This is a genomic window from Paenibacillus kribbensis, assembly GCF_002240415.1.
Classification (GTDB): Bacteria; Bacillota; Bacilli; order Paenibacillales; family Paenibacillaceae; genus Paenibacillus; species Paenibacillus kribbensis.
The window spans coordinates 3,659,826-3,683,736 of sequence record NZ_CP020028.1; the positions used below are offsets into that span (position 1 = coordinate 3,659,826).

24 protein-coding genes and 1 other RNA gene are annotated in these 23,911 nt (G+C 46.6%); 9 read left to right on the forward strand and 16 right to left on the reverse strand.

Annotated elements, in window-relative coordinates; genetic code table 11:
• The first annotated feature begins 91 nt into the window (after positions 1-91).
• Entirely contained in the window at positions 92-238 is a 147-nt protein-coding gene (locus B4V02_RS26170; RefSeq protein WP_007429837.1) for a hypothetical protein, read from the forward strand.
• 28 nt (positions 239-266) lie between these two features.
• Here the strand turns inward: B4V02_RS26170 and B4V02_RS16220 are convergent, their stop codons facing one another.
• The 3 genes from B4V02_RS16220 to B4V02_RS16230 all read right to left on the reverse strand — a co-directional run bounded on the left by B4V02_RS16220 (position 267) and on the right by B4V02_RS16230 (position 3,649).
• Positions 267-1,697, reverse strand: a complete 1,431-nt coding sequence (locus B4V02_RS16220) for a L,D-transpeptidase (protein WP_094155587.1) — start codon at positions 1,695-1,697, stop codon at positions 267-269.
• A 266-nt stretch (positions 1,698-1,963) separates the two neighbouring features.
• The gene (locus tag B4V02_RS16225; protein ID WP_007429833.1) at positions 1,964-2,206 is read right to left on the reverse strand and encodes a ferredoxin; all 243 of its coding nucleotides are present in this window, start codon (positions 2,204-2,206) and stop codon (positions 1,964-1,966) included.
• A gap of 162 nt (positions 2,207-2,368) precedes the next feature.
• Positions 2,369-3,649: a DNA polymerase IV gene (locus tag B4V02_RS16230; protein ID WP_094155588.1), complete on the reverse strand. Its 1,281-nt coding sequence runs from the start codon at positions 3,647-3,649 to the stop codon at positions 2,369-2,371.
• Between the two features lie 299 nt (positions 3,650-3,948).
• On the opposite strand from B4V02_RS16230, the gene cimA reads away from it, so the two are divergent.
• A complete protein-coding gene (gene cimA / locus B4V02_RS16235) occupies positions 3,949-5,565 on the forward strand; it encodes a citramalate synthase (protein WP_094155589.1) in 1,617 nt (538 codons plus the stop codon).
• 44 nt (positions 5,566-5,609) lie between these two features.
• On the opposite strand, the gene B4V02_RS16240 is transcribed toward cimA, so the two are convergent.
• The 4 genes from B4V02_RS16240 to B4V02_RS16255 all read right to left on the reverse strand — a co-directional run bounded on the left by B4V02_RS16240 (position 5,610) and on the right by B4V02_RS16255 (position 9,652).
• A complete protein-coding gene (locus B4V02_RS16240; RefSeq protein ID WP_244188342.1) occupies positions 5,610-6,209 on the reverse strand; it encodes a TlpA family protein disulfide reductase in 600 nt (199 codons plus the stop codon).
• A 175-nt stretch (positions 6,210-6,384) separates the two neighbouring features.
• Positions 6,385-7,122, reverse strand: a complete 738-nt coding sequence (locus B4V02_RS16245; protein ID WP_007429829.1) for an exonuclease domain-containing protein — start codon at positions 7,120-7,122, stop codon at positions 6,385-6,387.
• Complete coding sequence (locus tag B4V02_RS16250; protein WP_007429828.1) at positions 7,119-8,201, reverse strand: DUF294 nucleotidyltransferase-like domain-containing protein; 1,083 nt, start codon at positions 8,199-8,201, stop codon at positions 7,119-7,121. Before B4V02_RS16250 ends, B4V02_RS16245 begins: the two co-directional genes overlap by 4 nt.
• A 47-nt stretch (positions 8,202-8,248) precedes the next feature.
• Positions 8,249-9,652: an ammonium transporter gene (locus B4V02_RS16255; RefSeq protein ID WP_094155590.1), complete on the reverse strand. Its 1,404-nt coding sequence runs from the start codon at positions 9,650-9,652 to the stop codon at positions 8,249-8,251.
• Between the two features lie 294 nt (positions 9,653-9,946).
• Between B4V02_RS16255 and B4V02_RS16265 the strand changes: the two genes are divergently transcribed.
• Positions 9,947-10,378, forward strand: a complete 432-nt coding sequence (locus B4V02_RS16265; RefSeq protein WP_007429826.1) for a MerR family transcriptional regulator — start codon at positions 9,947-9,949, stop codon at positions 10,376-10,378.
• Between the two features lie 43 nt (positions 10,379-10,421).
• Positions 10,422-11,093, forward strand: a complete 672-nt coding sequence (locus tag B4V02_RS16270) for a zinc metallopeptidase (RefSeq protein ID WP_094155592.1) — start codon at positions 10,422-10,424, stop codon at positions 11,091-11,093.
• Between the two features lie 95 nt (positions 11,094-11,188).
• Here the strand turns inward: B4V02_RS16270 and gltC are convergent, their stop codons facing one another.
• Positions 11,189-12,118, reverse strand: a complete 930-nt coding sequence (gltC, locus tag B4V02_RS16275) for a glutamate biosynthesis transcriptional regulator GltC (protein ID WP_007429824.1) — start codon at positions 12,116-12,118, stop codon at positions 11,189-11,191.
• 97 nt (positions 12,119-12,215) lie between these two features.
• Positions 12,216-12,839 carry a rhomboid family intramembrane serine protease gene (locus B4V02_RS16280; protein WP_094155593.1) on the reverse strand — a complete coding sequence of 208 codons (624 nt, stop codon included), beginning with the start codon at positions 12,837-12,839 and terminating at the stop codon, positions 12,216-12,218.
• Between the two features lie 119 nt (positions 12,840-12,958).
• On the opposite strand from B4V02_RS16280, the gene tpx reads away from it, so the two are divergent.
• A complete protein-coding gene (gene tpx / locus B4V02_RS16285) occupies positions 12,959-13,477 on the forward strand; it encodes a thiol peroxidase (protein WP_007429822.1) in 519 nt (172 codons plus the stop codon).
• Between the two features lie 90 nt (positions 13,478-13,567).
• On the opposite strand, the gene B4V02_RS16290 is transcribed toward tpx, so the two are convergent.
• The 4 genes from B4V02_RS16290 to cshA all read right to left on the reverse strand — a co-directional run bounded on the left by B4V02_RS16290 (position 13,568) and on the right by cshA (position 17,007).
• On the reverse strand, positions 13,568-13,960 hold the full coding sequence (locus B4V02_RS16290; protein ID WP_043890939.1) for a DUF1499 domain-containing protein: 393 nt from the start codon (positions 13,958-13,960) through the stop codon (positions 13,568-13,570).
• A gap of 216 nt (positions 13,961-14,176) precedes the next feature.
• A non-coding RNA gene (ssrS, locus tag B4V02_RS16295) (6S RNA) lies at positions 14,177-14,371 on the reverse strand.
• A gap of 52 nt (positions 14,372-14,423) precedes the next feature.
• Positions 14,424-15,191 (reverse strand): YesL family protein, encoded by a 768-nt coding sequence (locus B4V02_RS16300; RefSeq protein ID WP_007429820.1) that lies wholly within the window; start codon positions 15,189-15,191, stop codon positions 14,424-14,426.
• A 235-nt stretch (positions 15,192-15,426) separates the two neighbouring features.
• Positions 15,427-17,007, reverse strand: a complete 1,581-nt coding sequence (gene cshA, locus B4V02_RS16305) for a degradosome RNA helicase CshA (RefSeq protein WP_007429819.1) — start codon at positions 17,005-17,007, stop codon at positions 15,427-15,429.
• Between the two features lie 325 nt (positions 17,008-17,332).
• Here cshA and B4V02_RS16310 point away from each other — a divergent pair, with 325 nt between their 5' ends.
• The 4 genes from B4V02_RS16310 to B4V02_RS16325 all read left to right on the forward strand — a co-directional run bounded on the left by B4V02_RS16310 (position 17,333) and on the right by B4V02_RS16325 (position 21,323).
• Entirely contained in the window at positions 17,333-18,154 is an 822-nt protein-coding gene (locus B4V02_RS16310) for a YitT family protein (RefSeq protein WP_094155594.1), read from the forward strand.
• Positions 18,155-18,326: 172 nt separating this feature from the next.
• Entirely contained in the window at positions 18,327-18,515 is a 189-nt protein-coding gene (locus B4V02_RS16315) for a hypothetical protein (RefSeq protein WP_007429817.1), read from the forward strand.
• Positions 18,516-18,735: 220 nt separating this feature from the next.
• Positions 18,736-19,914, forward strand: a complete 1,179-nt coding sequence (locus tag B4V02_RS16320) for a putative glycoside hydrolase (RefSeq protein WP_094155595.1) — start codon at positions 18,736-18,738, stop codon at positions 19,912-19,914.
• A gap of 38 nt (positions 19,915-19,952) precedes the next feature.
• The gene (locus B4V02_RS16325) at positions 19,953-21,323 is read left to right on the forward strand and encodes an MATE family efflux transporter (protein ID WP_094155596.1); all 1,371 of its coding nucleotides are present in this window, start codon (positions 19,953-19,955) and stop codon (positions 21,321-21,323) included.
• On the opposite strand, the gene B4V02_RS16330 is transcribed toward B4V02_RS16325, so the two are convergent.
• The 3 genes from B4V02_RS16330 to B4V02_RS16340 all read right to left on the reverse strand — a co-directional run bounded on the left by B4V02_RS16330 (position 21,320) and on the right by B4V02_RS16340 (position 23,749).
• Positions 21,320-21,529 carry a DUF3906 family protein gene (locus B4V02_RS16330; protein ID WP_007429814.1) on the reverse strand — a complete coding sequence of 70 codons (210 nt, stop codon included), beginning with the start codon at positions 21,527-21,529 and terminating at the stop codon, positions 21,320-21,322. The genes B4V02_RS16325 and B4V02_RS16330 overlap by 4 nt on opposite strands.
• A 145-nt stretch (positions 21,530-21,674) precedes the next feature.
• Positions 21,675-22,646 carry a 6-phosphofructokinase gene (gene pfkA, locus B4V02_RS16335; protein ID WP_007429813.1) on the reverse strand — a complete coding sequence of 324 codons (972 nt, stop codon included), beginning with the start codon at positions 22,644-22,646 and terminating at the stop codon, positions 21,675-21,677.
• A gap of 23 nt (positions 22,647-22,669) precedes the next feature.
• Complete coding sequence (locus B4V02_RS16340; protein ID WP_094155597.1) at positions 22,670-23,749, reverse strand: tetraprenyl-beta-curcumene synthase family protein; 1,080 nt, start codon at positions 23,747-23,749, stop codon at positions 22,670-22,672.
• Positions 23,750-23,911: the final 162 nt, after the last annotated feature.

Sequence of the window (23,911 nt, forward strand, 5' to 3'; positions counted from 1 at the left end):
TAGAGATGTCATTGAAAATGTATAATCAAACCATTTACAATGGACATAGTAAGACAGGGTTTTAGCCCGTCAGAAAAGAGGGATTGCTGATATGAAGACCAAGCGCAAGCCGCCCAGTCTGCAAAAGAAAAAGGACGAGGTGAACAAGAAGGCGATCGTATGGACCGCCGTCAGCTTTGTTCTCCTCATCGTTGTGATCGTCCTGGTCATTGTTTTAGCACAAGCGGGAACCCGTTAAACAACAAGTAGCTCTTGCATCGAAAAGGTTAATTTAACCAGTGATAGGTTTTGCGGGGATTCGTCTGATCGTGCTTCGACTCGCTCGTAAATCGGGAATCAGGCACAAGCACTTGATCAGGCAATCCCCCAGTACCAATGACTACCTCCGTACCTGAAGGCACAAGAGCAAACAATTCCTCCACATCCCTCTTGCCCATGCGGACACAGCCCAACGACTCATTTTTCCCGATGCTGTCTGGCTCGTTGGTGCCATGGATGGCATAATTCGTTGCAGACAGCTGCATTCCACGGCTACCGAACTCACCATTGGATTTACCGTTTGGATTCACTACTTTATCGGTAATTACAAATTTCCCTTCCGGCGTTTTTTCTCCACCCAATCCCACTGAATAATTCCGGATGAGCACATTGCCACTCAACAGTCCGAGCCTGTGCTTGGATTTGTCTACCACAATTCGCAGCGGCTGCCCCAGAAAAGGCCGTCCATGCAGCGACGATGCCAGTAAAGGACTGCTCTCAGCCGACGAGCCAGCCTGTTGATCTGATTCCTTCCCTGTCCGTTGTCCCGGTGAAGCAAGTAAATTACGCATAGGTACAAAAGCCTTCTTCATCTCCTCTGTCGTACCGTACATCATGTTATCAGGAAAATTTCGGGTCAGCTCATCAAGGCTCCGGGGAAGACGTTGATGCTGCGAACGAAAAGCACGCATGGAGCTATTCAGCACAGCCAGTTCCTCCTGGCCGGCAGCCCATTCCAGACCTGCTTTGCGAAGATTCTCCCTGTCCGACGGCTTGCAAGCACACGCAGCGGCGTCATAAGACTGAACAGCTAATCCACCATTACCTCTGTTTTGCACACTGAGTAATGGCTGCATTCCATCTCTCCAAAGTAACCATGAGCCGCTTTGCTCCATACCCAGCACGGTGGTTTTGGGGGGCAGGCGATCCGTCTTTGTCAGCATATCAGCAAGCGCCGTTTCAGCTCCGCTCCCTTTTCGACCTTGAGCCGTAAACACGCCACCAGCATTAGTCCCACCGATCTGAGCTGTCTCCTTTGGATCAACATCCGGTACTTCTGCAGCTTTCACGTTATCAACTGCTGTGCGCTCGGTTCCGGGTGGTACGGATGCGTTCTCATTTGAATGCTTCGGCGCATTGGCTGAGGGCACCCATATGAGCAAAAGTACCATGAGGGCAGTTAGCAGATGACGTGCACGGGCTGTTCGTCGCTCCTTCTCCTTGGACATCTGAACCAGTTTATCCTGATATTCCATCCATACGTCTGCCGGAATCTGTTTATGCTCGAAGGCTTCAAACACTTCCCCCGCGCGATTGAAGCAATAATTTGCTTTGCCCTCCTGACCGCTGCTCTCATACTCTTTACCGAGTAAATACCAGGCCATTTTATTATCAGGATGCTTTTTTACATACGATTTAAGATGAGGCGAATGGTCCATCGGATCCTCCTGATCGTGTAATCTTGCATACTTCCTATTATGTATATCGGTCGAAGCAGGCCAGATGGACAGCATAAAAAAAACGTCTATCGACGTACTTTCACGGAAGCCAGACCGCGCTTAGCGGAAGTTTTTCTTGCGATTATAGAATAGTTCAGCTCCGCTGAACCATTCTATAATCTTAAAAAAACAGCACCGTCAGCATACCTTCACCGTTATACGGCGAAGGAAGCTGTCGATGCTGTGTCCACCCAAGAAGCCTACACTTAACCTTCTTTGTTGAACGGCTCGTCCGCAACTTTGATAGAATCTGTAGGGCAACCATCACAAGCATCCTGCATATCATCATACAGGTCTTCTGAGATCGCCTTGATGCCTTGATTTGCATCTCCCTCAAAGATGACTTCAGCCAAACCTTCATCATCATAATCATAAATGTCTGGTGCTGTAGCGCCACAGGCTCCACAAGCAATGCATGTATCTTTTTCTACCCAAGTGTATTTAGCCATAACTGTTCTCTTCCTCCTATACAATCAAACAAACCAGCTTTTGCATTCTATTCACATATTAATACAAACGAAAAATTATTACAAATTATTTTCCTTTATCCTTGATGTAAAAAACACTTATAGTATAACCTTCTGCTGTTCTGCATAAATTCACCAAAAAATTCACTCAGGGGACGGAAGATTGTCTTTTTGCAGTGAAGTTCCACGCAGTTTGGAATTGCGAAGAAGCACTGAAGGATCATCTCCCAGCATCCCGGCAGTCAAAATTGCATTTTCACCAAATTTGTCGCGCAGCGCATCCATCGTCTTCAATAGACTTTCTTTCTTCGGCTGATCCTGGTATTCGAAAAGATCCAGCTGAACGGCCGCTTCCTCCTTCGGAATGAGCTGCTGCAGCGTAATTCCCAGCAAACGCACAGGCTTGTCCTCTTCCCAATGACGACGATACAGCGCACAAGCTTCCTTATATATGTCTTCAGCATTTTCCGTAGGAGTACTTCTAATCTGAGAACGCGTAAAAGTTTTCATATCTGGCGTCCGAATCGTCAGCTGAATACCTCCTGCCAGCATACCGTGTCGTCGAAGCCTCCGGGCTACCTGGTCGCTAATGTTAAGAAGTACCCGCTGAGCCTCTTCCAGCTTCACCACATCCATAGGCAAAGTAGTCGTATGACCGATGGACTTGTTAGGTTCTCGTTCCGTGCTGACTGGAGAATGATTAATCCCGTTAGCCGCCAATTTGAGCCACGATCCTGTCACGCCAAATGCGCCAATTAACATTTGTTCATCCGCCTTGGCCAGTTGCCCGATCGTGCGAATGTTCATTTGCAGGAGTTTGTCTGCCGTTTTGCGACCCACACCAAACAATTGACTGCAAGGAAGCTTCCACAAAATGCCGGGCACATCACGCAGACGCAAAACCGATATTCCACGCGGCTTTTTTAAATCAGAGGCCATTTTCGCTAACAGCTTGTTGGGCGCCACTCCGATTGAGCAGGGCAAGCCAAGCTCATCATTGACTCTGCGCTTGATTTCCTCTGCAATTTCCAGAGGTGTTCCAAACTGCCTGGAACCTGTAATGTCCAGATAACATTCATCAATCGAAGTGGCCTCCAGCATAGGCGTATACGAATAAGCAATGCTCATAAACGCTTTGGAATAACGACGGTACAAGTGAAAATCAGGCTGTATTACGATGAGCTGTGGACAAATCCGGCGCGCCTGCTGAACAACCATCCCTGTTGAAATACCCAAGCGTCGGGCTTCGTAGGAGCAGGTTACAATTACACCTCTGCGCAGCTCACTACTGCCAGCTACGGCGGTAGGCAACCCCTTATATTTCTCCGGTTCCTCCGCTGCATGAACGGAACAATAAAATGCATTCATATCCACATGCAAAATAACTCGCCCATCGACCGGATAATAAGCACTGACATCTTTCACGCTCAACCCTTCTTTTATCTGTAAATTCACCCGTTCTTACGGGAATATGTCTCTTGGTTTAAATTTAGATCCGGATTCTCCTTCTATTTTACATGAGATTTTACATGAGAATAAAGACTTTCCGGCCATAAAATGATAATTATATATTACATTTGAAGTCATTAGTTGATATAATCGAGTATCATACGAACAAGGCAGGCTGACGCTTTCCTGTTTTTAAGCGTTAAACAACTAAACAAATCAGCTTAAAAAGCAAAGTTTCATTAAAATCTGAGCATTCCGCAAAGGAGGAGTCCCTCATGTCCACCGCAATTTCTATCTTTGATACAACGCTGCGAGACGGTACTCAAGGAGAAGGAATTAGCTTGTCTGCTGACGACAAATTGAAAATCGCCAAAAAACTTGATGATCTCGGTGTTCATTATATTGAAGGCGGGATTCCCGGGAGCAACAGCAAGGATATCGAATTTTTCAAACGGGTACAAGAGCTAGGACTTCAGGCCAAAATTGTCGCCTTCGGCAGCACGCGCCGCAAGAATAGCATCGCAGCACAGGATGTCAATCTGCAGCGGATTCTGGAATCCGGCGCCCAGGCTGCTACGCTGGTAGGTAAATCATGGGACTTCCATGTAGACACCGCTTTGCAGACGACATTGGAGGAAAATTTGTCCATGATTTATGATTCCATTGCCTTTTTAAAGCAAGGAGGCATGGAGGTTATTTTTGATGCCGAGCATTTTTTTGACGGCTATAAAAACAACCCGGAATACGCACTCGCCGTTTTGAAAAAAGCAGAAGAAGCAGGCGCGGACTGGCTCGTGATGTGCGATACAAACGGTGGCACCATGCCGCATGAAGTACAGGAAATTGTCACTACGTTGCATAGTCAATTGACAAGATCGCAATTGGGTATTCATACACACAATGACTGTGAATTGGCAGTAGCCAACACGCTTAGCGCAGTTCAGGCAGGTGCAAGACAGGTTCAAGGCACCCTTAACGGATATGGCGAGAGATGCGGTAATGCCAACCTATGCTCCGTCATTCCAAATTTGCAACTCAAGCTCGGCTACGATTGTCTGGGTGATGACAAGCTGAAGCAACTCTATAATACAGCCCGCTTTGTTAGCGAGGTGGCCAACGTCAATATGTCTGTGAACCAGCCTTATGTCGGCAATGCAGCCTTTGCCCATAAGGGCGGCATCCATGTGTCAGCTATTTTGCGCGATTCGCGAACTTACGAGCACATCGTTCCTGAGCTGGTGGGCAACAAACAGCGGGTATTGGTCTCCGAATTGGCAGGACAAAGCAATGTTGTGTCCAAGGCGCAGGAGCTGGGCATCACCCTTGATCCGTCCAGTGATGAAGCGCGTGGCGTCATTAGCCGCATCAAGGAGCTGGAGCATCAGGGCTACCAGTTTGAAGGAGCCGATGCTTCGCTGGAATTGCTCATTCGGGAAGCAGGCGGTCAAGTGAAGGAAATGTTTTCGTTCGAGTCCTTCAAGGTGCTGGTAGAAAAAACAGCAGGCAGACCGGTCGTATCCGAGGCGTTCTTGAAGCTAAATGTCGCAGGGACGAGTGTTTATACCGCTGCTGAAGGAAATGGTCCTGTCAATGCACTCGATAATGCACTTCGCAAGGCCCTTTCCCAATATTTCCCTGCCTTGCGGGACATGCATCTGGCTGATTACAAGGTACGTGTGCTCGACGAAAAAGATGCCACCGCGGCCAAAGTACGAGTACTCATAGAATCCAAAAATTACGAAGACGTCTGGAGTAACGTAGGCGTATCCGAAAATGTAATTGAAGCCAGCTGGGAAGCTCTTCTGGACAGCTTCCGTTATGCGTTGCTGGAAGCACCGATTCCCAAAAACGAGCAGGCAGACCTTACTCACCAGGGATTAATTAACCACTAATCCTAATCAGACGAAGGAATGCTTCTAAAAGGTGTCTTTAGGACCTATCGGGACCTCAAAGACACCTTCTTTTTTTGAAGCATCTGTATTTTACGATCCAATTCCTGCTCACTCAGCATGCCGATGATAATTTCGTGCACCTGTCCATGATGATCAACCAATACATGAGTCGGAAAAGCTGCTCCCCCAAACCGTTCAAACAATGCCCCTTGCTCATCAAGCAAAATCGGAAATTGCAGGCCCAAAGCGCGGGAAAATTTCTGCACATCCTCCAGTCGATCATAGCGAGTTACATTGATTCCATATACATCTACATCTTGTTTGTACTTGCGATACAACTCATTCAGCATAGGCGCTTCCACACGGCACGGATCACACCATGAAGCCCAAAAGCTAATAACCAGCGGTTTGTTGCGTGTAGCCCCCACATCGTAGGAGTTACCGTTCAAACCCTTTAAAATCATAGATGGAAGCCGTTGACCGGGTTTTAGCTTTTTGATTTCCCCATCCTTATATCCCTCCTGGGAAAGTACATTTTTAATCGGCAGGCTTGTTGCATAAGCCATGTTTGCAATAACTCCCCATGCAGCCGCTCCCACAACCAGCATAGCTATCCCTAATCTCATACAATCAAGCCTTTTCACAATCCAATCACCTGACTTTCATTAAGCTTACCTTGAACTTCTCCATAGGATACCCAGTCTGCTCCCAACTCTAACCTTCCCCATCTGCATATGTGCACAAAAAAACAGCAAACCCACGAATAGTCGCGGACTTGCTGTTTTTGGTGCAACCTGAGCGCTAGCGATGTACACGAGATCAGGCATGACTTAAATGTGCATAAACATCTGCCAAATTAGTCACGTTACGCTCAAGCATTTCCTGTACATACGCCACCCACAGCTTAGCTGTCATTTTTGCATCCTCTAACGCATGATGCCGCCCCTCAATCGGAATGCTTTGATAGGTCAGCAATTCATCCAGGCTATACGTTTGGTGCTGTTGCGGCTCAAGCCACTTGGCAAGCATCATCGTATCGAGAACTCGGTGAGTCAGCTGGACTTTAGATGTTTTCCATAAAGCGGCATTCAAAAAAGCCTTGTCATGAGCACTGGCATGCGCTACAAGTACACGCCCACCTACAAAGGACATAAAATCATGCAGCCCATTCATAAGCGGTGGAGCCTCATCTGTCATTTCCCGGGTAATCCCGGTTAGCTCAGTAATATGCTCAGGAATCACTGTACGTGGATTGACAAGCGTATAAAACTGCTCTTTTTCCATAATTGTATCCCCGACAACCCGAATCGCTCCAAACGATAAAATCTCATCACCATGCTGCGCAGAAAATCCCGTCGTCTCCAGATCAAAAACAACCGTCTCCAAACGCTCCAGCGGGGTCCGCAAAACTTCAGAGCGCCGCTGCTCCCGGGTTAAGGAGCGAATAAACGCCATCTGCTGAGCCGTAGGAGCCCCCATTACTGAAGCGATGGCAGACGGTACTCCTCCTCTGCGGAGAGCGCTCCAAAAGCCGCCTCCCTGCGCTGGTTCCTTCATGGCCTTCTCCCTTCCATAAATCGCAACTGTCTTTGCAACGCACGATGGAGCCGTCGCACCGTCGAAAGAGCCTCGCGCAGCTCGTGCCAGCCCTTGCCTTGCTTCAGCGGCTTGACGGCCAGGTAGCCGTTGCTGATCAGCAATCCATCCTTTTCCTGCACCGGAGTTGCTGTTCGAAGCTGAAGTGCAATCCGAAAGGCCCGCTCACAAGCGTCCAGCAAAGGAAGCGGCGCGGCCTCCAATTGCGCCAGGCGTCTCAGTCTTTTCAGCGTAGAGGTTTCCTCTACTCCGTGCTGCAACGCCAGAAAGCGCACTGCATTTACCAGTGGAATATACAGCCCGTATTTCACATCAAAATCGCCCGCGTGCTCCCCAAAGCGTTCGGTGACGATCTGACCCAAAATATTAAGTGTCGCTTTATGCCTGACCGTGTTCCTGAGTACCGCTATAGGCAAATCGGGATGTTTTCGGAACAGCCCATAAAAGCTACGTTTCCATTCGCATGACAACTGTTCATCTCCAGCGATATGCCTCATATCAGACGAGATGATCAGATAACGGATCGGCTCCCAGGCAAAATCATCCGACCATTTCGTTAGCTGCTCCTGCCATTCAGACAATGTACGACGCCACAACGGCTCCGAACACATCACTTTCCCCTCACATTTGGGGTAGCCCAAATTCTCCAGAATCGCGGATACTCTGCGACCCAATTCGCTAAAATACAATTCTTTGTCCGCGGATACCATATCACTGATAATCATACCGTTATCCTGGTCACTCCATAGCGTCGATTCCGAGCGCCCCATGCTTCCGAAGGCTATAAATGCGTAAGGGACGGGAGGGGGGCCGAAGCCATCCTCAACCATCCCTTTTTCGCACACTTGTACAGCTCTGGCCGCGATACGGTCATGCATTTCATTCGCCGTTTGTAACCAGTCTGATAACGGAGCGGAGGCTTGGGAAGCCAGCAGCCATTTTTGAGAATCGACCCTGGCCTGCCTCAGCGATTCAGGCGTGTCTGCTTGGTCAATCGCTTCGGCGGAACTCACCCAAGGGGCCATATTTTGCAGTTCCATACTACCATCTCCTCCGCTCTCCATACTGGCTCTTTATATTCTACAACTTAGTTTACAATACCAGAACGCTTTTCAGCCTCTGCAACCAACTTCATTTGTTCTGGATAGCCGTACGTACCGTGTTCACTGATATCCAGCCCCATGGTTTCTTCCTCTTCTGTAACGCGAATGCCCATCATTGCTTTCATTGCACCCAGAATAATGAAGGAAATGACGAACACAAAGGTAAAGGTGCCAACCAGTCCAAGCAGTTGTACTCCTAATTGTGTAAATCCACCGCCATAGAACAGCCCCGCTTGACCTACACCTGTTACTTTTACAAGCTCAGGAGTAGCGAACAATCCTGTCGATACCGCACCCCACATCCCTGCAATACCATGCACAGAAAAAGCATACACCGGATCATCTACTCTTGCACGCTCAAACCATTGTGCTGTGAAGAAGGTGACAATCCCTGCTACAGCACCGATGACCAGAGCTGCCCAAGGAGCTACAAAAGCACAAGAACCAGTAATGGCAACCAACGCCGCCAGCACACCATTCAGCATCGAAGGAATATCTGCTTTTCCATATACCATCCAGGATACGAGCAAAGCGAAAACCCCGCCTGCCGCAGCTGCAATATTGGTAGTCAACGCCACATATCCGAAAAATCCGTCATTCATAGCCGATACTGCACTACCCGGGTTAAATCCAAACCAGCCAAACCAGAGAATAATAACGCCCAGAATCGAATACACCTGATTGTGGCCAGGAATAATGTTCGGCTTGCCATCCTTATTAAATTTGCCCAGACGCGGTTTGAGCAGCAGCGTAGCGACAAGTGCCGCCGTAGCGCCTGTCAGATGGACTACTGTCGAACCGGCATAATCCTGCATACCCAGTTTGCCAAGCCAGCCACCGCCCCATACCCAGTGAGCTACAACCGGATAAATCACGATGGAGAACAAAATACCGAAAATAATGTATACACTTAATTTTGCACGCTCTGCCATTCCTCCACATGCGATGGAAAGAGAAACCGCAGCAAAAGCGAAATGGAATAAAAACATAATGGTGATTGGAACATCCAGAGCGGAGAGAGAATCAAATGATGCTGCAGCATCAGTACCACTCATAAAGAAACCCGTCAATCCCATAAATCCGTTGCCGCCATCGTTGCCAAAGCCGAGTCCAAATCCAAGTGCCCAGAAGGACAAGGCCGCAACTCCCGTAGTAAGAATCGTTTTACCAGCGACATGCCCCGCATTCTTCATTCGTGTAGAACCAGCCTCCAGCAACGCAAATCCCGCTTGCATGAAGAACACGAGTATAAATGCCAAGAAGGTAAATGCCGTATTTAAGCCTGCTTGAAGCTGAACATTTGTCGGACCGTCAGCAGCGAATGCACCTACCGGAAAAGCCAGTACCGTCACCATGGCCAATAATGCAACTAACCACTTTTTTCTCATGAAGCCCACTCCCTTGAATGTTATGTTTCTTTACATTTCGTGAAATTCTTATTGTCATTATAAGCAGAACACATGAAAGTTGACAAGATTTTTTTTACCATGTTAAAAAAACAAGCAATAAAACTTCTCATGTCACATTTACTAACTATAAAAGTAGCTTGTTTCAGTCCTGAAAAAGTATAACGTTTGACTGTATGGTTGAGAATCATGTAAAATATTCTTATTAAGCACTTGATTTGCAGATCGAAATTTTGAAGGTTGAATGAAGAGCGTGAGGTGAGGATAGATGGGGATATGAAGCTGTATCGAATTGGTGAACTAGCCAAGGCGGCTGGTGTCAGCGAACGAACCATTGATTATTACACAAAGCTCGGTTTGATCACACCTGAAGAACGATCATTGAAAAATTATCGGCTTTATAATGATGAAACCTTAAAAAGGCTTGAACGTATTAACCAAATGAAACAAGAGAAGTATAGCCTCGAGGAAATCAAACAGACGCTTATTAAATGGAGCTCGGTTGCAGGGGAAGATCACGTCACAGACAAGCTGACGAGTCTGGAGATGCACATGCAGCGTCTGGAGCGTGAAGTCAATGAGCTACAGCCTCTTCTGGGGCAGCTCAAGCCCGTTCAAGCTCGCAAGTTACTTACGGGTCTACTCCCGCAAAGCGCTGCTTGTATCGAAGCTCTGAAGTATTTGCTGGAGCATAGCTCTTTGATGTAGGTTCCCGGGCTGTATGATGAAACAATAATGGAGGGATTGCTTTATGATGGGTATGTATATATTGATTCTTCTTGCGTTCGGATTATCCTTATGGGCGCAATTTCGTGTGAAAGGTACTTTTAACAAGTGGTCTGACGTCCCCAACGAAAATGGGCTGACAGGTTATGATGCCGCCCGGCACATGCTAGATCGTAATGGTTTGCATGATGTTCCGATTGAACCGGTGCCGGGTGCGTTATCTGACCACTATGACCCGATACATCGAGTGGTACGCCTGTCCGAGCCAGTATATTATGAAAAATCCATTTCCGCGGTTGCTGTGGCTTGTCACGAGGTCGGTCATGCGATTCAGCATAAAGAGCATTATCCGATGCTGACACTGCGTCACCGTATCTTTCCGATCGTCAACTTTGCATCCGGTATTGCACCGTTTCTGCTGATTGCCGGTTTCTTGTTCAGCTTTACGAACCTGATCGGTCTGGGTATTATCTTTTTCTCGGCTACGGTTGCTTTTCAATTAATTACATTGCCGGTCGAATTTAACGCTTCCAACCGCGCACGTGAAATTATGGTTTCTGAAGGCTTTATCCGTAGTGATGAAGAACGAGGTATCGCCAAAGTATTGAATGCAGCTGCATTAACCTATGTGGCCGCCGCTCTCGTTTCCTTGCTGGAACTGATCCGCTTGATTGGTATTTTTAACAGTCGCGACTAATCGCTTGTATTGCAAAAAAGGTTGTTCCTCCGCCATGTGATGGTAGAGGAACAACCTTTTTTCTATCTATGCTAATACTCTGCACTCACTTGCGTTCAATCTGCTTTAGCACTCCCATTCGGAGCAACTGCACTGCCTTGAAGACCAAAATAGTCCAACAAAAAAGTGCGAAACGATTTGGCAACGAGCGGAAGCTTGTCATCCCTGCGGTGAATCAAGCCAATCGTTCGCGTCACCTCCGGATCAACAATCGACACTCTTGCCGGCTGAAGTGGATTGGTCTGAAATAATGCCATTTCAGGCAAAAGACTGACCCCCATACCGGCTGCAACTAATCCGCGAATTGTATCCGTCTCCTCGCCTTCAAAAGCGATATCCGGCGTAAATCCAGCCTCCAGACAAGCCTGCCATACAATCGGACGCAGCGAATATCCGTCCCTGAACAGGATAAACTTCTCACCTTTAAGCTGACTTAGCGTGATGTGCTTGGCTGTAGCCAAAGGATGATTAGGCGGCAGGACTGCAAACAACTCCTCAGTCAGTACCACGTCCCCCTCAACATGATCATGCCGATCCGGAAATGGAGATACAAAAGCCAAATCCACCTCACCTGCGGACACATCACGGATTAAGCTCGGATACATCCCCTGTTTAAATCTGAATTTAACATTGGGATACCGCTTACGGAACTCAGCCACCACCGTAGGAATAAGATGAATCCCCAAACTGTGTGGAAAACCGATGCGGATTTCGCCCCTTTCAGGGTCCAAAAACTCATGCACCTCCAAAACAGCCCGTTCCAAGTCCTTTATAATCGTTTCAACCCGTTTGCAAAATAGCTGTCCCACCGGCGTAAGTTGCAAGTTGCGGCCTTTTTGCATAAAAAGGTTAACCCCCAGTTCCTCTTCAAGCTGATGAATTTGCCGACTAACCGCAGATTGCGCCACATGTAGCTCCTCGGCTGCCTGAGTGACATGTTCTTTTTGCGCTACTTTCATGAAGTATTGCAACTGTCGTAATTCCACTCCGATATTCGCTCCAATCTGTTTTTCAACATCCGAAGGAAGATGTTATCGAACATCATCCTCATTATTCCCCTGCCTACTTACGATAAAGCTGTCTTTAGTGACGTTTACGTTGACCAGTTAATCTAACCATCAATCCATATAGGAAAAACCCACTGAGCAAGCCGCCAAAGTGAGCGGTCCAGTTAATGTTCGCCACAGCGAAAGAAAACAGGATACCAAATCCGAGCAGCGTGTACAGTGTTTTGCGTGAAGCATCATCCATAAATGAGCGTTGAAACAGGGCAACGTACAGAAATGCACCATAGATGCCATATATCGCTCCTGAGGCTCCTACAGAGATAGTCGTTTCCGCTACCATGTTATAATGCGCGATGGACATCACATTCCCTACAATACCTGTGACCAGATATAGCAAAACATAGCGCAAGGAGCCCAGCAAGCGCTCCAGCGGTGGAGCAAAAACAAGGATCGCGAAGGAATTAAACAAAAGATGATCGAACCCTGCATGTAAAAATATAGCTGACACATAGCGCCATAGCTGATCAGTGAAAGGTGCCTCATTAATCAGGGCGCCATACCGAATCAGTGTTAAACTATTCTGCGATCCCCCCTGTACGGTAAGCACAATAAACATCACAATATTGATGAGCAAAATCAGACAGGTCACCGGGTAAAAACGCAAATAACTTTTCCAGTTCTCATAACGTAAAAAAATCAAGGCAATCCTTCCTTCACGGGGTGTCTCCACCTTATTCAAATTGGACAATGTCTTTTATAAAAGATTATAATAGATTTCGGCAACGATAACCAATCTAAAAACCAAGGAGGCTATTACATATGGCACAAGAACGTACAGGAGCTGCTACTTTTAAAGGCAATCCATTGACTCTCTTAGGTCCTGAATTGAAAATTGGAGATCAGGCACCTGATTTCAAATTGCAGAAAAACCTGTTGGAAGCAGCTACGCTTCAAGACTTTGCAGGCAAAGTCAAACTGATCAGTGTAGTTCCTTCTTTGGATACAGGCGTGTGTGACGCACAGACTCGACGTTTTAACCAAGAAGCAGATTCCCTTGGAGATCAAGTCGTAGTATTGACTGTCAGCGTGGACCTTCCGTTTGCACAAGCTCGTTGGTGCGGAGCTGCGGGCATTGACCGCGTTTTGACATTGTCCGACTACAAGGATCATTCCTTCGGTGAAGCTTATGGCGTGTTCATCAAGGAATTCCATTTGGATCATCGGGCTATTTTTGTTATTGACCAAAATGACAAAATCGCTTATGTGGAATACTTGAGCGAAATGTCCGAGCACCCTGACTATGATCAAGCGATTGCAGCGGTGAAAAAACTCGTCTAAATCACGAACGAATATTAAAAAAGCGAGTGAAGGGTTGCCTTCCTCGCTTTTTTTGACATGGGTCTGTCTCACCACTGCTCACACGTACAATTACTGCACGACCTTATAAGCGGACAGCTTCTTGTCAATCATCGTGAACAGCTGCAAAATGATACGATAATTCGCACCTAAGTCCCCCAGCGATCCGCGTGACGCGGAATAAATATCCACCGCACTCCGAACTGGCGAAACAGATAATATAGAAACAGTAATATCGACAGTTCTGCCGAACGCCGTTCGCTTCTCCAACGTAATCTCACCTACGGATGCTACCTCATGGAGTACCTTATAGCCAGGAATCTTTTTTAAGATCGATGTCACTTCTTCCCAAGCCTTGTCTCTCGATAAGTTATAATAGCGTGTCTTCATTTGGGGGTCCTTGACCCGGTCGCTTGTACTTTCTTGGCTGCGCACAATCCCTACCAGAGTCCTCTTCAACGACAAGACATTTCCTCCTTCACGATAATCGTTGCCATCATGCGGCACACCGAACCTCTTTTGCTGCAAGCGCTTTATAAAATACGATAAACAACCAAAAGTAAGCCCGATCATACCTGTGGCATGCGACCTTAGTGCCTCATGTCTTAGTTTAACATTGTTGCATACAAAAAACACCCTGTTTCTGCATAAAGCAGTACCAGAGTGTGTTCATTACGTTGCGGAATACCCGCTGATGCCGTTCGACCATAGCGTCTTCTGAACCTGCTTTAGCAGGTGGGTGATCGCAGAACAAACTTTTGAAGTCCCCTTGTCAGGAATTGACAGGGCTTTTCAGCTATTCATCCGTATTGATCTCCCTAGACATTGTCATTGGTTCAAAACAACAAATGACCGTAACGCGCATCGCAGGATGTGACCTTATTATAGCGCTTCTAACTCAGAAAGTAAATGCTAGGAGAAATCTGTTTTATTTTTGGAGGTTATCACTTTTCTTGTCCTCAACGCTTTCTTGCTCCTCATCCTTCTGCTTCATCTTTTCCATCTGATCCTGCATTTTGAGAAATGTTCCGTAAAAATTAAAGAAAGCAAACCAGGCAACAACACTGCCGATAAAGAATAAGAAGAGCACAGGATATTTGACCCCGATAAATATAACAACAGCGCTGCCGAGCATAGTGGAAAATACACGAAATGGTCGAATCAGCGTCAGTAAAACCGCATTTTTCATAATTTGTCCGATAGACATATGGTAATGAGCTACCATCGAAAAGAAGTTAAACATAGACACGAGTAAAATAATGATAAGAATAAGCATGATAACGCCCACGATTTGCAGGTTGCTGAGTTGTGTCATATAAACGGTATAATCCACATACATGATAACAAACAGCAACGTGTAAAAGATGCCCCCGATCAGGCTCTGCTTATAGTTTTCCTTGTAGCCTTTAAAGAAAGTACGAAACACACCGGTATCTGTGTCACCCATCACCCATTTGCGAACAACGGTAAACATAGCCGATGTGGCCGGGAATAAGGTAAGCGGTGCCAAAATAGCCATTGCCCAGTTCATTTGTAAAGATTCATTAGCCAAATTCTGATTCATGACAAGTAGTTTGAGTATGAGGCAGAACATAAAAGGCGACGAACATAACACCCATAATAAATTGGTAGCTGCCAGTCGGGTAATCCATTCCGTCAAGCGGTAAATACCACCCATAGCTCCTTTAAACTCCAATGCTAGTCTCTCCCTCCGTGAGCCTTGACAGTCCAAGACTCATGTTGCTATGCCTGTAAATTCCGGCTGTTGACTATATCATAACGTATTTCATCCCTAATGCGCCAGTGAATTCAACAGGTAGTTCGTCACAGCAGGTCCCTTTGCCAAGCAGGGGGTTATCGGGCCTCATCTGCCACTAAAACAAAAAAAAGCCGAAGCTGGTATTCACTTCGGCTTTTCAATATATTAATGCTTATTCGGAAGAGGAATCTTCACGTCTTGCAGGACGACGAGTTTCTCCATTGCTGCTCGTGCGTGGTTTGCGATCTCCACTGTAGCGGCTTCCGGAATCACGGTTGTAGCCACCGCCTTCTTTGCCACGGTTGTAACCGCCATATCCGCCTTTACCGCCACTGCCGCCAGAACGGTTGGAATTATAGCCTCCATTGCTGCGACCGCTATAGTTGGATGGCTTGCGACCGCCAGAACGAATGTCCGGTTTACGACGTTTTGCACGGATTGGATCTTCAGGAGTCAGCTCAATTGATGCTTCTCTCTTCTCACCAGTCATCAGCTTCAGAGCTGCGGAAAGAAGTTGTACAGAATCATATTGCTCCAGCATTTGAATCGCCAAACCTTTGTACTCGTTCAACTCACCTTTTTCTACAGCTTCCAAAAGGCGTTCTGCGATGATGCGTTGTTTGCCTTCCAGAGCCTCGGCCAGTGTTGGAAGCGGCTTGCGAGGAATACGGTGACGAGTTACACGTTCGATGAAATGTAAATGATCAATTTCACGAGGCGTTACGAAAGACCATGCTTCCCCTTCTTTACCTGCACGTCCAGTACGGCCAATACGGTGAACATAGCTTTCCGGATCTTGTGGAAGGTCAAAGTTCACAACGTGAGTTACGCCGGAAACGTCCAAACCACGAGCAGCCACGTCAGTCGCTACGAGTACGTCAATGCTTCCATCGCGGAATTTGCGCATAACAGCATCGCGCTGGTTTTGAGATAAGTCACCATGCAAGCCATCTGCAGAATATCCACGTTTTTGCAGAGCTTCAGCCAGCTCGTCTACCCGACGCTTGGTACGACCGAATACGATGGCGAGTTCTGGGGATTCCATATCGATCAGACGGCTCAATGCTTCGAATTTTTGCCGCTCAGGAACTTCAATATAGGCCTGTTCAATCAGTGGAGCGCTAACTTGTTTAGGAATAACTGAAACATGCTCAGGGTCTTTGAGGAATTGCTCAGCCAGTCTTTTAATATTAGGAGGCATTGTAGCCGAGAAGAGCATCGTTTGGCGCTCGTCCGGAACTTGCTTCAAAATGGATTGGATATCTTCCATGAAGCCCATATCCAACATTTCATCCGCTTCATCCAAAACAACCGTGTTTACGTCTTCCAGCTTGATAGTTTTGCGGTTAATATGATCGAGCAGGCGTCCTGGTGTACCAATAATAATTTGAGGTTTCTTTTTCAAAGCGCGAATCTGGCGCACGATATCTTGACCGCCATAGATTGGCAACGTGCGGAGACCTTTAAAGCGGGACAGTTTTTCAATTTCTTCAGCCACCTGAATTGCAAGCTCGCGTGTTGGAGCCATAATCAGGGCTCTGATTTTTTCGTCGTTTCTGGCAATTTTGCTGATCAATGGAATACCAAAGGCTGCGGTTTTACCAGTACCTGTTTGGGCTTGGCCAATCATGTCTTTGCCTTGCAGTGCAATCGGAATGGATTTGGCCTGAATTGGTGTAGCTTCTTCAAAACCCAGCTCCGTAATCGCCTGAATTACTTTAGGTTCAAGATCAAATTCTGCAAATGTCGTCAAATTTATTCATACTCCTTCATAATGGTGGATGTGGTGGACAATCCACAATGTTGTCTGTATTCTTAAGTAGCGATATTATTGTATAAGTTTTCCCCAATACAGTAACAGTTTATTTTGGCTTAAAACTGCAACTTTCTGTAATGACTCAGGGAACCCTATCCGATACATCTTAAACGAATTTACCCTTTTTAAAACAGTTTAAATTTTAAGTGTTTCTCTGGACATAGGTCCCTACTCAAGAATATCCACATCGCATTATAGCACAGAACAATTCATGAATACCAGCAAGTTGCTTCCCGCATAATTTAAATGAGGTGAAAAAAAGTTGTTAAAAATAGTGTTAAACTGCTTCACAGTCATTCTTGGAGCCGCTGCCATAGCATGCGGTTTTAATCTGTTTCTCGTGCCCCATCACCTGCTGAGCGGGGGAGTAGCCGGGCTTTCCATGTTAATCGGCTATTTCACAAAATTCAATATCAGCACCATGTATTTTGTCATCAATATCCCGATGCTTATTGCAGGCTGGTTTATTTTGGGCAAGCGATTTATTAGCCTGAGCATCTTATCCGTTGTTGTTACAACATGGATCTTAGCCTGGGTTCCGGTGCAATCTGTCGTATCGGATACACTGCTGGCCTCCGTCTTTGGCGGGGTACTGATCGGCGTTGGAGCAGGGGTTTCCTTCCGGGTGGGAGGGTCTACTGGCGGTTTTGACATTATCGGCTCCATTGTTACCCGTTATCGTGACTTCCCCGTAGGAACTGTACTTGTCGGTTTGAATGGGCTGATCATTCTCGCGGCAGGATTTTTGAACGGAGATTGGAATATTGCGCTGGCGTCAATGCTGTCCATTTTCGTGACAGGGAAAGTCCTGGATCAAATTTATGTAAGCCATACGAAAATCACCGTCTACATCATTACAGGACACACCGAAAAACTGTTGAGCCGGATGTTGACCACGCCACGCGGTGTCAGCAAAATCAAAATTGAAGGTGCATTTTCACATACGGAAAAGGATATGCTAATGACTGTTACAACACGTTATGAGTTGGTCGAATTAAAGCGTATCATTAAGGAAGTGGACCCGTCTGCTTTCGTTAATATTGTGGAAACCGTTGGAGTCATGGGATCCTTCCGCCGAAGATAAGCATGTACCTGAGTGTCAAAATTCAGTTCTTGTGGTACACTATACGTGCGCTGTTCCCATCATATTTAAAAGACCGCTTTACCTGCTATTTCACAGGCACTTTGCTTTTCCGATTCGTAATGAATGATTCTTTTGGAATGATTCCGAACAGGAAAGGGTGATTATTGTGGAAATGGAAACGGTAAAACTGTCCGACATCGTCTTAAGATGGTATCCTGAAATGCTCCCTTCTCTCAAAAAGAATGAGCTGAACTCGATGATTGTCCTTCGGGACGGGATGTCCATTCTCAAGCCAACGGATGCGCTAGAAATTATTCAGTACAGTATTTGTGAGCACCAGAACGATAATTATCTTCAATAAATCGCTTCACTCAGTGCCGCTTCTTCCGGTTGTGCCTACAGCCGCGAAGAAGCGGCATTATTTATGCAATGATATGGATTCATCGATCGATCGTTGGGTTAATCATGCAAGACTGTGCCTGATGGCCTTCACCAGTTTTGGTTACAAAGATGTTGTTTTTTGGATACCTGAATTTACGTATAATCAGGTAAGCAACAGACATAAGGGAGAGAACTGGGGAATGAATATGATTTGGGCAATGATGTTAATCGCCTTGGGGATGAGTGGAAATGGAGAACAGACAGCCAATATACCAAGTTTAAAAGATGCGGTAGCAACAACGCTCGGCAGCGCCATGATTCAGGCCCAGCACAGTAGCATGAAGGTAGATGCATCCAATCCTCCGGTTAAATTAGACCCGCAGCCGACCACGCCAGCTATCAAAGGCATTTATGTAACGGCTTATAGCGCAGGCGGGTCGCGCATGAATCAACTGCTGGATTTGATCGATAAAACAGAGCTCAATGCTATGGTCATTGACATTAAAGATGATGCAGGTTACATAACTTATCCAACGACCAGCCCCGAACTGCTGAAATTGGGCAAGCCCCAAAAATTTATTCGCGATATTTCCGGTTTGATGGATCGTTTGAAAAAGCATAAAGTTTATCCAATCGCCCGGATCGTCGTATTTAAAGATACCGTGCTGGCTAACAAAAATCCCGAAATATCGTTCCGCAATCCTGATGGGTCGGTCTGGAAAAACGGCAAGGGAGACGGGTTCGTCAATCCTTATAACAAAGAGGTATGGGATTATAATATCGCCATTGCCAAGGAAGCAGCCCAGTTCGGTTTTAAGGAGATTCAGTTTGACTATGTACGTTTTCCCGAAGGCTTTGAGAAAAGATCAGATAAGCTAAAATACACCAAGTCGGAGCAATCACGCTCGAATGCTGTAGCCGAGTTCGTACAATATGCTCGCAAACAGCTTGCTCCCATGGGGGTGCGGGTGTCTGTAGATATTTTCGGATATGCCGCTTCTGTTCCTGCTGCCGAGGGAATCGGACAGGATTTTACTAAAATCTCTGAGAACGTGGACGTCATTTCGCCGATGGTCTATCCAAGCCATTACACAACAGGTTGGTTTGGTGTACAAGACCCTGATAAAAATCCTTATCAGACGATAAAAGGCTCCATGGTCGATACACATAAAAAGCTGGATCCAACAGGCAAGCTGAAGCCGATTATTCGTCCGTGGATTCAGGATTTTACCGCCAGCTGGTTGGGCAGTGGCCATTATGCCAAGTATGGGAAAATCCAGGTCGAGGATCAAATTCGAGCGCTTAAGGATATGAAGGTGGATGAATATTTGCTCTGGAATGCAACAAACCGCTATACGAGCGGAGTAACGTACAAGTAACGTCATAGTAACGATTATTTAGTAAATGAGGAAATAAAATGCAATCAACAATTACAATGAGTCAGAAATGGAAACAGCTACTTTACATTTTGCTACCCATCCTGATTACCCAACTCGCATTATCCGCGATGACTTTTTTCGATACCAATATGTCCGGGCACTTTTCTCCTGCCGACCTGGCTGGTGTAGCTATCGGAGTAAGTCTGTGGATTCCCGTACAAACAGGCCTCAATGGCATACTGATGGCGATCACGCCGATTGTGTCCCAACTGGTCGGGGCACAGCGCAAAGATAAAGTTTCCTACTATGTCATTCAAGCGCTTTGGCTCTCTCTTGCCTTGTCCATGATCGTTCTGATTGCAGGCATTTTTCTCGTCAATCCTATTTTGAACGGCATGAAATTGGAACCAAGGGTTCATAACGTTGCACTTTACTATCTTTGTGCGATGGCATTTGGGGTTATTCCATTATTCGCCTACACTGTGCTCCGAAGCTTTATGGATGCCTTGGGACAAACACGATTTACAATGGCAATCACGCTGATGTCACTCCCCATCAATATTCTGTTAAACTATTTGCTTATTTACGGAAACTGGGGTTTTCCACGTCTGGGTGGTGTGGGATCTGGGGTTGCAACCGCCGCCACCTATTGGATCATTATGCTGGTCGCTGGCATTACTGCGCATCGAGGTAAGAATTTTGCCGAATACCGAATTTTCCGCAAAATATACGGAATTGCTGCCAGCGCCTGGAAAGAGCTTATTCATATTGGAGTACCGATTGGATTTGCGATATTTTTTGAAACTGCCATTTTCTCTGCCGTTACTCTCTTGATGAGCAATTATAATACATCCACCATCGCGGCTCATCAGGCCGCCATGAACTTTGCAAGCACGCTGTATATGCTTCCACTTAGCATTTGTATGGCACTTACGATTCTGGTTGGTTATGAAACAGGGGCTAATCGTCCGCGGGATGCTAGAACCTATAGTATACTGGGCATCAGCACCGCAGTGGTTCTGTCACTGATTACAGCTATTGTGCTGCTCATATGGGGTGAACAGGTGGCCAGGCTGTATTCCACCGATCCGCAAGTTATTCAGTTGACTCAGCATTTTCTAATCTATGCGATTTTCTTTCAAATCTCAGATGCGATCGCTACACCTACTCAAGGAGCACTACGCGGGTATAAAGATGTCAATCCGGCCTTTCTGCTCACATTCCTGTCCTATTGGGTCATTGGGCTTCCCGTGGGGTATATGCTCGCACGTTGGACATCCTGGGGTCCCTATGGCTACTGGATCGGTTTGATTACAGGTTTGGCAGTAGGCGCTGTATTGCTGCTCTGGCGTCTGATGCTGGTACAACGTCGTTTTACCGCAAAAAAACAACACGCAGAGGCTGTCTAGCCTTTGCGTGTCTCGATAACATATGCTGTGCCTGGAGTTATTCTTTTCTTCTCCACAATAGCCACCTCATTCAGCTTGGGGGGATACAGAAAGTGTCTCTCCACATGCTGATCAATCTCCTTAAATGCCTGTTCTTCATTTTCAGCCGCGAGAATGACTGTCAAAGCACCTTCTGAGCTATCCACTTCGATTTTGAACAAATACATGCGTTACAGCCTCCTCACAGGTTTTAAAGTTCAGGATTTTGCAAAATCCTCAGTTAAAAAAATAGCGGATGACTCACTCGGGTCATCCGCATGATTTTACGTTTCTTCAGAGATTAGTGCCGATCTGCTATAAGTAAAAGCTCCATTATTGGGACAAACGCAATGCCAGCTCGTAGAGTTCCATATTGAATTCTTTTTTCGTGCTTACTACCTTGCCAATATCTGTAGCTACCAGTTTACCATCAATCATTCCGCAAGCCTTGTCAGATACGCCTTCGATCAATTGGCGAACAGCAAAGTCACCCAAACGGCTGGCCAGATTACGGTCAAACGCAGTTGGCGTGCCCCCACGCTGGATATGCCCAAGCACCGTAACACGCGGCTCATACGCCGGACAGTTTTCCTGAATTACTTTTGCTACATCTTCGCCTTTGCCTACACCCTCAGCAACGATAACGATACTGTGGCGTTTGCCATGCTTGAAGTTTTGTGTCATCCGATCAGCTACTTCTTGCAGGTTAAACTCTACCTCAGGCACCAAAATAGTTTCCGCGCCGGAAGCCAGCCCTGCATGCAAAGCAATATCTCCGCAATGACGTCCCATAACTTCCACAATGGAAGAACGTTCGTGGGATGACATCGTATCACGCAGCTTATTGATCGCGTCCACTACGATACTAACCGCCGTATCAAAACCAATCGTGTAGTCCGTGAAGGAAATGTCATTGTCAATCGTACCCGGAAGACACATGGTTTTAATTCCTTGCTTGGTCAGTTTGTTTGCACCTTGGTAGGAACCGTCGCCACCGATCACGACTACGCCATCAATTCCACGGTCACGCAAAATTTGCGCGCCTTTCTTTTGTCCTTCCTCAGTCGTAAACTCAAGGCAGCGTGCAGATTGGAGTACCGTACCCCCACGTTGGATAATATCTCCGACGCTTCTCAGATCCATCGGGAAAATATCATCGTTCAAAAGGCCTTGGTAGCCGCGTTGAATCCCGAACACTTCCAGTCCAAAATACAAACCGCTGCGCACAACGGCGCGAACTGCTGCGTTCATCCCTTGTGAATCTCCACCACTTGTTAATACTGCAATTTTCTTAACTGCTGTCATGAATGATGACCTCCTCAAAATAATCATATAAGCCTTCTTATCCATCGACTGTTCAATAAGAAAAACAAACGCATAAGCGGACTGTTTTTCATCAAACGTCTCGAAACAGCGCGCACATCCTGCTGCTCGCTAACTTTGGGGTCGGATAAATATAAAGCCAGCAATCCCTCGATAATCATCCGGTGAAAGGAGCTGGCAGGGACATCTGCAATATCAGCCCGCGCCCGATTCACAACGTAGGCGATCCGGTCCAGCATCATGTCGGTATCTTTATAATAGTTGCAAAAGTTCAGATCTCCGCCCTTCCGGTCTTCGTCTTGATCGATTAGATAATCCAGCAAAATATGAAGACTGCACACATGTGGAAAATACGATGCATGTATTGAGGCAGCCCCCGCATCTGTGAGATGCCGGTCGCTGGCAGCAAGAAACAGCATAAAGACCCCCAGGGTTGAGCCCGTAGCCGCAGCAAACTCGTTCCAGCGCAACTCCGGTGTACGATCCTTATGTAACGACCACCAGTCCAAAAGCGCTTGTTCCCGCAGCTCGGGTTTAATATGCTTGTATACTTGCAAATCCGTGTATAATCCCGCTAAATCCTGAACGTAAGGCATTGCCGCCTCATAGCCCGGAAGCCTGCTTACACAAGACTGACAGGTTGTCACCAGCCCGGTCAAATAACCGTCATCCTCCTGCTCCCGACGCAATTCATAATAGTTCACTGGCTTAGCCGCCGGATTAACCGCATCCAGCATAGACTGATGCAGCAGCCTGAAATCATCCGGGTCCATAGACGTACTGCGATCACACAAGTTGTCCAGGTAATCGCTAATGGTCTGGTACGCCACAATCAGCGGAATTAGCGTCTGCCGCGCAGACATATTGGCTGCGGCATAAACCGCGCCACCTATGCAGTGAAACGTCTTTTCCGCTATACTCGCAAGTGCCTGACCTCTCAGCTCGGGATCCGGGATCTGCTCCGCCTTGCTCTTCCAGCTGCTCAATTCTTGTTTTGTTTCAGGGAGAATATGCTTGTACATTCGGCTCATTAGACCTATGGGGCCTCTCGGTACTTGATAACGTCCTTGCTCAACATAACTCAAATGACGGTGCCTCCACATTGTTGTCTACGTAATTATACCTATCCAAACCATATTCATTATAATATGATCGTCCTTTTAGCACAAATGAACAACCTCACTTTTTTCTTTATTATCCGAGGATTTTGCAAAATCATGATCCAAGAAAAATGGGCTATTTTTACA